This window comes from Streptomyces torulosus (assembly GCF_001419765.1).
GTDB classification, from domain to species: Bacteria; Actinomycetota; Actinomycetes; order Streptomycetales; family Streptomycetaceae; genus Streptomyces; species Streptomyces torulosus.
Genome location: NZ_LIRK01000217.1, coordinates 1 through 9,714, shown reverse-complemented (window position 1 = coordinate 9,714; position 9,714 = coordinate 1). Strand labels below are relative to the sequence as shown.

The 9,714-nt window shown below is 70.6% G+C and carries 8 protein-coding genes; 2 read left to right on the top strand and 6 right to left on the bottom strand.

Features of this window, described 5'->3' with window-relative positions:
- Together AOK23_RS15930 and AOK23_RS15925 are read left to right on the top strand one after the other, a co-directional pair.
- The coding region (locus tag AOK23_RS15930; protein ID WP_055713376.1) for an ABC transporter ATP-binding protein at positions 1-699 on the top strand (699 nt) is incomplete at its 5' end.
- A 95-nt stretch (positions 700-794) separates the two neighbouring features.
- Positions 795-3,332, top strand: a complete 2,538-nt coding sequence (locus tag AOK23_RS15925) for an ABC transporter permease (protein ID WP_055713375.1) — start codon at positions 795-797, stop codon at positions 3,330-3,332.
- A 67-nt stretch (positions 3,333-3,399) separates the two neighbouring features.
- Here the strand turns inward: AOK23_RS15925 and AOK23_RS15920 are convergent, their stop codons facing one another.
- The 6 genes from AOK23_RS15920 to eno all read right to left on the bottom strand — a co-directional run.
- Positions 3,400-4,704 carry an SAM-dependent methyltransferase gene (locus tag AOK23_RS15920; RefSeq protein ID WP_055713374.1) on the bottom strand — a complete coding sequence of 435 codons (1,305 nt, stop codon included), beginning with the start codon at positions 4,702-4,704 and terminating at the stop codon, positions 3,400-3,402.
- Between the two features lie 306 nt (positions 4,705-5,010).
- Positions 5,011-6,402, bottom strand: a complete 1,392-nt coding sequence (locus AOK23_RS15915) for an NAD(P)/FAD-dependent oxidoreductase (protein ID WP_055713373.1) — start codon at positions 6,400-6,402, stop codon at positions 5,011-5,013.
- A 494-nt stretch (positions 6,403-6,896) separates the two neighbouring features.
- Complete coding sequence (locus tag AOK23_RS15910; protein ID WP_055540668.1) at positions 6,897-7,838, bottom strand: Ppx/GppA phosphatase family protein; 942 nt, start codon at positions 7,836-7,838, stop codon at positions 6,897-6,899.
- Positions 7,835-8,365, bottom strand: a complete 531-nt coding sequence (locus AOK23_RS15905) for a DUF501 domain-containing protein (RefSeq protein ID WP_055713372.1) — start codon at positions 8,363-8,365, stop codon at positions 7,835-7,837. The genes AOK23_RS15910 and AOK23_RS15905 overlap by 4 nt, the downstream gene beginning before the upstream one ends.
- A 33-nt stretch (positions 8,366-8,398) precedes the next feature.
- The gene (locus tag AOK23_RS15900; protein WP_055713371.1) at positions 8,399-8,875 is read right to left on the bottom strand and encodes an FtsB family cell division protein; all 477 of its coding nucleotides are present in this window, start codon (positions 8,873-8,875) and stop codon (positions 8,399-8,401) included.
- 158 nt (positions 8,876-9,033) lie between these two features.
- Positions 9,034-9,714: phosphopyruvate hydratase (eno, locus tag AOK23_RS15895; RefSeq protein ID WP_276205737.1), on the bottom strand; the 681-nt coding region annotated here is incomplete at its 5' end.

Sequence of the window (9,714 nt, the reverse complement as noted above, 5' to 3'; positions counted from 1 at the left end):
GTCCAGGGCGAGACCCGGGTCGTCGCCCTGGACCGGGTGACCGTCGACTTCCGGCAGGCCCAGTTCACCGCGATCATGGGCCCCTCCGGTTCCGGCAAGTCCACGTTGATGCACTGCGTGGCGGGCCTGGACAGCTTCTCCGCCGGATCCGTGCGCATCGGCGACACCGAGTTGGGCTCCCTGAAGGACAAGCAGCTCACCAAGCTCCGCCGGGACAAGATCGGCTTCATCTTCCAGGCGTTCAACCTGCTGCCGACGCTGACCGCGCTGGAGAACATCACCCTCCCGATGGACATCGCGGGCCGCAAGCCGGACAAGCAGTGGCTGGACACCGTGATCGGGATGATCGGTCTCGCCGACCGGCTGAGCCACCGGCCCTCCCAGCTCTCCGGCGGACAGCAGCAGCGCGTCGCGGTGGCGCGGGCCCTCGCCTCCCGGCCGGACATCATCTTCGGCGACGAGCCCACCGGAAACCTCGACTCCCGCTCGGGCGCCGAGGTCCTCGGCTTCCTGCGCAACTCCGTTCGGGAGCTGGGGCAGACCGTGGTGATGGTGACGCACGACCCGGTGGCGGCGGCGTACGCGGACCGGGTGATCTTCCTCGCCGACGGACGGATCGTGGACGAGCTGTACGAGCCGACGGCGGACTCCGTCCTGGACCGCATGAAGCGGTTCGACGCCAAGGGCCGCACCAGCTAGTGCCGCGACCGGCGGCGTTCGTCCCGCCTCGGTGAGCGGCAGCGCCCGCCGACCCCGTCCACCTCACCACCCGACCCCGAACAGGGACCCCTTTCATGTTCCGTACCGCCCTGCGCAACGTGCTCGCGCACAAGGCCAGACTCCTGATGACCGTGCTCGCCGTGATGCTGGGCGTCGCCTTCGTGTCGGGGACGCTGGTCTTCACGAACACCATCTCGGAGGCCTACCAGAAGAGTTCCGCCAAGGGCTTCGACCAGGTGGACGTCGCGGTCCAGCAGGCGTACCGCCCGGACGAGGGCGACCGGATCGCCGAGCAGCCGAAGCTGACGCCGGAGCTGCTGAGGAAGATCGGGAAGGTGCCCGGCGCCGAGTCCGCGACCGGGGTGGTCACCGGCTTCACCGCGCTCGCCGACAAGGACGGCAAGCTGATCGGCGGCGGCTTCCAGTCCCAGGGCGGGAACTACTGGGGCGAGCACGACCCCCGGTACCCGATCGAGGAGGGACGCGCGCCCCGCGGCCCGAACGAGATCGCCATCGACGCGAAGACCGCCGAGCGCGCCGGGTACAAGGTCGGCGACACCGTCCGGCTGTCCGTCGACGGCCCGGTCCTCAGCCCCACCGTCAGCGGCGTCTTCCGCACCGACGACGGCAACGTCGCCGCCGGCGGCAGCCTCACCCTGTTCGACACCGCGACCGCGCAGAAGCTGTTCCACAGCCCGGGCGCGTACGACGAGATCACCGTGACCGCGGCCCCCGGCACCAGCCAGGACCGGCTCCGGTCGGCCATCGACAAGGCCGTCCCCAAGGACGTCGCCACCACGATCACCGGTGAGGAGCTCGCCTCCCAGCAGGCCACGCAGATCGCCGCGTCCATGAGCGGGCTGAAGAACGGCCTGCTGGTCTTCGCCGGCATCGCCCTGTTCGTGGGCACGTTCATCATCGCCAACACCTTCACGATGCTGGTCGCCCAGCGCACCAAGGAGCTGGCCCTGCTGCGGGCGGTGGGCGCCTCCCGCCGGCAGGTGACCCGTACGGTGCTGATCGAGGCGTTCGTGGTGGGCACGGTCGCCGCGGTCGCCGGTCTGGCCGTCGGCGTCGGCATCGGCGCCGCGATGCGGGTGCTGATCAGCACGCTCGGCGAGACCGTCCCCGACGGCCCGCTGGTGGTCTCCCCCGGCACGGTCGCCACCGCCCTGCTGGTCGGTGTGCTGATCACCATGCTGGCGGCCTGGCTGCCCGGGCGCCGCGCGGCGAAGATCCCGCCGGTGGCGGCGATGAGCAGCGTCCACGCGAAGGCCACGACCAGGTCCCTCGTCGTACGGAACACGATCGGCGCGCTGTTCTCCGGCGCGGGCATCGCCACCGTCCTGTACGCCACGACCCTCGAGGGCTCGGACGGCCAGGCCCCGATGGGGATCGGCGCGGTGCTGCTGATCATCGGTGTGTTCGTGCTGACGCCGCTGCTGTCCCGCCCGATGATCGCGGCCGCCGCCCCGGTGCTGCGCGTCTTCGGGATCTCCGGCAAGCTCGCCCGGCAGAACTCGGTGCGCAACCCGCGCCGCACCGCCGCCACCGCCTCGGCCCTGATGATCGGTCTCACCCTGATCACCGGCATGACGGTGATGGCGGGCAGCCTGCAGACCGCGATCGGCAAGATGGCCGCCGACTCCATCAAGGCGGACTACGTCGTCTCGATGGCCAGCGGCAGCTACCTCTCCCCCGAGGTCGAGAAGAAGCTCGGCGGCACCGAGGGCGTCACAGCGGTCTCGCCGCTGCGCAACGCCGAGTCCCGCATCGACGGACAGACGGAGTACGTCACCGGCGTCAACGGCGGCGCCATCGGCGAGCTGACGAAGTTCGCCGTCGACGACGGGGACTTCAAGGTCGGCGGCTCCGAGGTCGTGGTGGACGCGGAGACCGCGCGGCGCAACGGCTGGAAGGCCGGGACGTCGTTCACGGCCGGCTTCGAGGGCGGCGAGCGGCAGAAGCTGACCGTGGCGGGGGTCTACGAGGCCAACGAGCTGATCCGGGGCATCCTCCTGGACAACCGGACGCTGGAGCGACGGCTGCCCGCCGACACCCGCCCGGCCGACATGATGGTCATGGTGAAGATGTCGTCCGGCGCCTCGGACGCCGCCAAGGACCGGCTGGCGAAGACCCTCGGCGACAACCCGGCGATCAAGATCCAGGACGGCGACGACCTCTCCGCCGACATCGCCCAGATGTTCACGCTGATGCTGAACCTGCTGTACGGCCTGCTGGCCATGGCCGTGATCGTCGCCGTCCTCGGTGTCATCAACACGCTGGCCATGTCCGTCTTCGAGCGGTCCCAGGAGATCGGCATGCTCCGCGCGATCGGCCTCGACCGCCGCAACATCAAGCGGATGGTCCGTCTGGAGTCCCTCGTCATCTCCCTGTTCGGCGGGGTCCTCGGCATCGGCCTCGGTGTCTTCTTCGGCTGGGCGGCCGGTGAACTGGTCGCCTCCCGGATGCCGACGTACGAACTGGTCCTGCCCTGGGCCCGGATGGGTCTCTTCCTGCTGCTGGCCGGCACGGTCGGCGTCCTGGCCGCGATGTGGCCGGCCCGGCGGGCGGCGAAGCTGAACATGCTGGCCGCGATCAAGGCGGAGTAGGGGCGCCGCCACGGCAGACCGCGGGGCCCGTTCCTCCCCGGAACGGGCCCCGCGGGCGTACGGGCGGTCAGGCGCCCCAGGTGCGGGTCCTGAGCGGCAGCCCCGAGGCACCTCCTTCCGGCGTCCGCACGGCGACCACCTGGTTGACGCCGAGGCGGTTGCGTTCGAAGCCGAGGGCGCATGCGGCCATGTACAGGCGCCACACCCGGGCCCGGCCGGGGCCGGCGAGGGCGACGGCCCGGGACCACTGGGCTTCGAGGTTCGCGACCCAGGCGCGCAGCGTGAGGTTGTAGTGCTCGCGCAGGGACTCCACGTCGCGGACCTCGAACCCGGCGCGTTCGAGCTGGGTCACGGTGGTGCCGATGGGGGCGAGTTCACCGTCGGGGAAGACGTACGCGTCGATGAACCCGTCGATGGAGTACGCGCTCTCGTCGGACTGCGGCCGCCGCGAGATCTGGTGGTTGAGGAGCCGTCCGCCGGGCCGGAGGAGGGCGTACAGGTTCTTGGCGTACTCCAGGTACTTGTCGGCGCCGACGTGTTCGGCCATGCCGATGGAGGAGATGGCGTCGTAGGGCCCGTCGGTGACGTCCCGGTAGTCCTGGACGCGGATCTCGATCCGGTCGGTCAGCCCCTCGTCCGCGACGCGTTTGCGGGCGTACGCGGCCTGTTCCTGGGAGAGGGTGACGCCGACGACGTGCACGCCGTACTCGCGGGCGGCGTGCACGGCCATGGAGCCCCAGCCGCAGCCGACGTCGAGGAGGCGCTGCCCCGGTGCGAGGGCGAGCTTGCGGCAGATGAGGTCGAGCTTGTCGCGCTGGGCGGCTTCGAGGGTGGTGGTGCCGTCGTCGGTCTCCCAGAAGGCGCAGGAGTACACCATGGACGGGCCGAGGACGATCTCGTAGAAGTCGTTGCCGACGTCGTAGTGGTGGCTGACGGCCCGTTTGTCGGTGCGTCTGGTGTGCAGATGGCGGGTTCTGCGCACCTCCTCGCGGGGCGGCTCGGGCGGCACCAGCACGGCGGGCCCGGCCAGCTTCAGCAGCCCCCGGACGGCCGCACGGGCCTGCGGGTCGCGCAGGGCGTCGGCGAGGCTCCGGGAGTCGTCGTCCCGCTCCCACACGTGCCCGGCCATCAGGTCCAGCACGGCGTACAGGTCCCCCTCGACGCCGAGGTCACCGGCGACCCAGGCGCGGGCGAGGCCCAGCTCGCCCGGCTTCCACAGCAGCCGGCGCAGGGCCCTGCGGTTCCGTACCACCAGCGCGGGGGCCTGAGGGGGGCCGGCCTCCGAACCGTCCCACGCCCGAAGCCGGACCGGGAGCGGGGCCCCGATCACCTGCTCGAACAGGGTCTTCAGCCGCGACGCGGCGTCCTGCATGGCGCACACCTCCGTGACAACAGATCCCGGAATGTCCAACGCCACGGTAAACACGGGCGGGGCTCCGCCGTAGTCCCGGTAGGGGGTGTGTTGTGAAAAGCCCCGGGGCTGCTCAGGACGAAGGGTGGGCCGCAGGCCCAACCCTTCAGGGGCGCGGGGAACTGCGCGAGACACCACGACGAACCCGCACCCGCCGACGACCAGGCGCCCCCCACCCACTGGACGCCCCAGGAAACGCCGAAGGACCCCCCGCACCACGGATGGCGGAAGGTCCTTCGGTTCGAACGCAGAGGTGACCGGAAGAGGTCAGGAGGCCTTGGCCTTCTCCTCGGTCTTGGCGGCAGCCGCAGCCGCAGCGACCGGCGCCGGCTTGGCCGCCTCGTAGAACTCCTCACGAGGCGTCTCGATCGCACCGAGCGAGACGACCTCACGCTTGAGGAACATCGCGAGCGTCCAGTCCGCGAATACACGGATCTTGCGGTTCCACGTCGGCATGGCCAGACCGTGGTAGCCACGGTGCATGTACCAGGCGAGACGGCCCTTGAGCTTGATCTTCATCTTGCCCATGACGATCATCGCGACGCCCTTGTGCAGGCCGAGACCCGCCACCGCGCCCTTGTTGGAGTGCGCGTACTCCTTCTGCGGGAAGCCCCGCATACCGGAGACCACGTTGTCGCCGAGCACCTTCGCCTGACGCAGCGCGTGCTGCGCGTTCGGCGGGCACCAGGCGTTCTCCACGCCGGCCTTGCGGGCGGCGACGTCCGGGACCTGCGCGTTGTCGCCGGCGGCCCAGATGTAGTCGGTGCCCTGGACCTGGAGGGTCGGGGCGGTGTCCACGTGGCCGCGGGGGCCGAGCGGCAGACCGTAGCGGGAGAGGACCGGGTTCGGCTTGACGCCGGCGGTCCAGACGATCGTGTTGGAGTCGACCTCCAGGCCGTTCTTCAGCACGACGTGGCCGTCGACGCAGGACTCCATGGAGGTGTTGAGGTAGACCTCGACCCCACGGCCCTCCAGGTGCTCCTTGCCGTACGTGCCGAGCTTCGGGCCGACCTCGGGGAGGATCTTGTCGGCGGCGTCGACGAGTACGAACCGCATGTCCTCGCGGGACACGCTCTTGTAGTACTTCGCGGCGTCGCGGGCCATGTCCTCGACCTCGCCGATGGTCTCCGCGCCGGCGAAGCCACCGCCCACGAAGACGAAGGTCAGCGCCTTGCGGCGGACGTCCTCGTCGGTCGTGGAGTCGGCCTTGTCGAGCTGCTCCAGCACGTGGTTGCGCAGGCCGATGGCCTCCTCGATGCCCTTCATGCCGATGCCCTGCTCGGCGAGGCCGGGGATCGGGAAGGTGCGGGAGACGGCGCCGAGCGCGATCACCAGGTAGTCGAAGGGCAGCTCGTACGCCTCGCCGACCAGCGGCGCGACGGTGGCGACCTTGCGGTCCTGGTCGATGGTGGTGACCCGACCGGTGAGGACCTCCGCCTTGGGCAGCACGCGTCGCAACGGGACGACGACATGCCGCGGGGAGATGCTGCCGGCGGCGGCTTCGGGGAGGAAGGGCTGGTAGGTCATGTACGACCGGGGGTCGACGACCGTGACGGTCGCCTCTCCGTAGCGCATCTTCTTGAGGATGCGCCGAGCTGCGTACAGGCCTACGTACCCACCGCCTACTACGAGGATCCTGGGACGCTCCGTGGTGCTCATGCCATCGAGTATGTACCCGCCATCCGGGGGGTGCTCGTGCGCCCCTTCACAAGCTTCCCCAGGCCCTCTGCTACACTGCGCGGCCCTCTTGATCCAGGTTGCCGTCCGACGGGGGAACCCCACCGCACGGCCGACCGTTGTCAATGCCGCGTGAACTGCTCTTCCGGCTCCGCGGACCCCTCGCCGACACTCCGATCGGGCCCCGGTTTTCACTCGGACGAGTACCCCCAGGAGGCCGTTCGAAGGCACCCTCTGGACCCCTTGGAGCCCCCGAAGGCTCTGCGCAGCCTCAAAACGTCGCCCAACAGGGCCGATTCTCTTGTGAAGAACTTCACGAAGTTTCCCGGCGACGCGTCAACGAGGGGTGCCCGAGCACCCCTCGGAGGCGCTCATACGTTATCCGAACGGCTCAACCGAGGCTACCCGCGAGTAGTAAACAGGTCCTCACAAGCGCCCGGAGCCCGCCGGGAGGCGCTCGATTTCCGGCCGCCCGGCTACGCGACGGACCAGGCGATTCCGTCCAGGATGTCGTGTTCGCTCACCACGACCTCCGCGGCCCCGATCCGCTCCATGATGGCGAGCAGAACGAGCGCGCCGGCGGCGATCACGTCCACGCGGCCGGGGTGCATCGAGGGGATCGCGGCCCGCTCGGCGTGCGTGGAGCGCAGCAGCCCCTCGGTGATCTCCCGGACGCGCTCGTAGGGGATCCGGGAGTGGTGGATGGCCGTCGAGTCGTACGCGGGGAGGTCCTGGGCGATCGCGGACAGCGTCGTGACCGACCCGGCGAGCCCCACGAGGGTGTGCGCCTCACGCAGCGGCACGGTCCGCTCTGCGAGGTCCAGGGCGGCCTCGATGTCGGCGCGGACGGCCGCGATCTCCTCGGGGCCGGGGGGATCGACGACGGCGCCGTCCCGGACGAGGTGCCGCTCCGTCATCCGCACGCAGCCGATGTCCACGGAGCGCGCGGCGCGCACGTGGTCGTCGCCGACGACGAACTCCGTGGAGCCGCCGCCGATGTCCACCACCAGGAACGGCTTGGCCAGATCGTCCCGGCCCAGCAGCTCCTTGGTGGCGCCGGTGAACGAGAACTCGGCCTCCTGGTCACCGGAGATCACCTCGGGCTCGACACCGAGGATGTCCATGACGCCCCGGACGAACTCGTCCCGGTTCTCCGCGTCCCGCGAGGCGGACGTCGCGACGAACCGCAGCCGCTCGGCGCCCAGTTCCTTGATGACCGCCGCGTACTCCCGGCACGCGGCGAACGTCCGCTGCAGCGCCTCGGGCGCCAGCCGGCCCGTACGGTCGACACCCTGGCCGAGCCGAACGATCGTCATCCGGCGCTCCAGATCGACGAGTTCACCCGAAGCGGGGTCGGCGTCGGCGACGAGCAGCCGGATGGAGTTGGTACCGCAGTCGATGGCGGCGACACGGGTCACTGGGCGTCCTCCTCGGCGGGAATCACACACGGTCCCTTCGCCCACCACTCCGGCAGCATCGCGATCGCCTCGTCGCCCAGCGGGTTCACCCCGGGGCCGGCGGCCAGTGAGTGGGCCACGAGGACGTGCAGGCACTTCACCCGGTCCGGCATGCCGCCCGCGCTCGGGAAGCCCTTCAGCTCCTCGATCTCGTCGCGCCGCCGGATGTAGTCCTCGTGCGCGGCGCGGTACGCGGCGGCCAGCTCCTCGTCCCGGGCCAGCCGCTCCGTCATCTCCTTCATCACGCCGTTCGCCTCCAGCGTGCCGATCGCGGAGGCGGCCCGCGGACACGTCAGGTAGTACGTCGTCGGGAACGGTGTCCCGTCCGGGAGGCGCGGCGCCGTCTCGACGACGTCCGGCTGCCCGCACGGGCAGCGGTGCGCGATCGCGCGCAGTCCGCGCGGCGGGCGTCCGAGCTGCTGCTGGAAGGCCTCGACGTCCGCGTCGGTGGGCTCGGTGCGCGGGGTGGAGGGCGGGGGCGTGTCCATACCTGTACGTAAGTCCTCTGGAGCTCTGGTCGGTTACCGGGCGGCGGCGTCGGCCTTGTCGACCCCGTCCCAGACGTTGGTGTACCAGGGGAGGTGGGCCGCCCCCTGCGTCGTGCGGGACTGCTTCGCCGCGTCCGGGTCGATCATGGTGTAGCCGGTCTCGCCCGGCATGACGTAGTGCAGCCGCTCCCGGATGCGCTGCTCGGCGTACGCGTCGTCCTGCCAGCGCGCCTTGAGGTCGCGCAGCTCCTCGACGCGCTCGCGTGCCTCCTGGCGCTGGCGCCGCATGTCGGCGATCTCCGCTCGCTGGGAGACGTACTGCCTTATGGGGTAGGCGAGGGCCACGATCATCGAGCAGAGGACGAGGGCGAGCAGCGCGGCACGGCCGGTGAGCCGGGAGCGGCGGGCCTGGCGCCGGGTCTGGGAGCGGTAGACCCGGGCGGCCGTCTGCTCGCCGAGCAGCTTCAGCCGGGTCGCGGTGGAGAAACGGTCCCGGTCCTTCACGGGCATGTCCCACTTCCCCTTCCTACGGGCCCTACGTGCGTACGTCCCCGCACACGGTACGGGACCGGGTACGGGGACGTACGTGCGACGCTTCCTACTGCCGCCCTACTGGTGTCAGCCCTTGCTGTGCCCGTGGTCCGCGGAGCGGACGCCGGGAAGGCAGGTCAGCCCTTGAAGCGCGGGAAGGCGCTGCGGCCGGCGTACACCGCGGCGTCGTCGAGGATCTCCTCGATGCGCAGCAGCTGGTTGTACTTGGCGACGCGGTCCGAGCGGGCCGGGGCGCCGGTCTTGATCTGGCCGCAGTTCACGGCGACGGCGAGGTCGGCGATGGTGACGTCCTCGGTCTCGCCGGAGCGGTGGGACATCATGCACTTGAAGCCGTTGCGCTGGGCCAGCTCGACGGCGTCCAGGGTCTCGGTGAGCGAGCCGATCTGGTTGACCTTGACGAGCAGCGCGTTGGCCGCGCCCTCCTCGATGCCGCGGGCGAGGCGCTCGGGGTTGGTGACGAACAGGTCGTCGCCGACGAGCTGCACCTTGTCGCCGAGGCGCTCGGTGATGGTCTTCCAGCCGTCCCAGTCGTCCTCGAACAGCGGGTCCTCGATGGAGACGAGCGGGTACGCGTCGACGAGCTCCGCGTAGTAGTCCGTCATCTCGGCGGCGGTGCGCTCCTTGCCCTCGAAGACGTACACGCCGTCCTTGTAGAACTCGGAGGCGGCGACGTCGAGCGCCAGGGCGATCTGCTCGCCGGGGGTGTAGCCGGCCTCGTTGACGGCCTCGAGGATGAGGTCGAGGGCGGCGCGGTTGGAGTCCAGGTTCGGGGCGAAGCCGCCCTCGACCTCATCCTC

What these genes read in the sequence shown, in the direction of transcription:
- AOK23_RS15900 (WP_055713371.1), bottom strand. Translation starts at nt 8,875, where the DNA reads ATGCCCGTGAAGGACCGGGACCGTTTCTCCACCGCGACCCGGCTGAAG.
- AOK23_RS15915 (WP_055713373.1), bottom strand. Translation starts at nt 6,402, where the DNA reads ATGAGCACCACGGAGCGTCCCAGGATCCTCGTAGTAGGCGGTGGGTAC.
- AOK23_RS15920 (WP_055713374.1), bottom strand. Translation starts at nt 4,704, where the DNA reads ATGCAGGACGCCGCGTCGCGGCTGAAGACCCTGTTCGAGCAGGTGATC.
- AOK23_RS15905 (WP_055713372.1), bottom strand. Translation starts at nt 8,365, where the DNA reads ATGGACACGCCCCCGCCCTCCACCCCGCGCACCGAGCCCACCGACGCG.
- AOK23_RS15925 (WP_055713375.1), top strand. Translation starts at nt 795, where the DNA reads ATGTTCCGTACCGCCCTGCGCAACGTGCTCGCGCACAAGGCCAGACTC.